The sequence below is a fragment of the Salifodinibacter halophilus genome, from assembly GCA_012999515.1.
Lineage (GTDB): Bacteria > Pseudomonadota > Gammaproteobacteria > Nevskiales > Salinisphaeraceae > Salifodinibacter > Salifodinibacter halophilus.
Genome location: JABEEB010000721.1, coordinates 1 through 237 on the forward strand (window position 1 = coordinate 1; position 237 = coordinate 237).

The following is a 237-nucleotide window of genomic DNA, read 5'->3' on the forward strand; positions in this document are numbered from 1 at the left end:
CCGCGACCGCGACTTCCGGCGGCCGGCGCGAGATTGAAGCCCCGCGGTCGCGACTCGCGTCGCTCCTACAGGGGGGAGATCCCGGCAGCGCGGGCAGACGAGCGGGTAGCATTCCAGTACTAGCCGCCTCCGGACGCCGTCCCATGTTCGACCTGTCCCCGACCCTCGACTGCAACGGCCGCGCCCTCAAGCTCGACCGCCCGCGCGTGATGGGCATCGTCAACGTCACCCCCGATT

General features: G+C 70.9%; 1 protein-coding gene. It reads left to right on the forward strand.

Translation table 11 applies throughout. The features are described 5' to 3' along the window. Positions 1-143 precede the first annotated feature (143 nt). Positions 144-237, forward strand: a 94-nt coding sequence (locus tag HKX41_13450; GenBank protein NNC25140.1) for a dihydropteroate synthase, incomplete at its 3' end; no start/stop codon positions are given.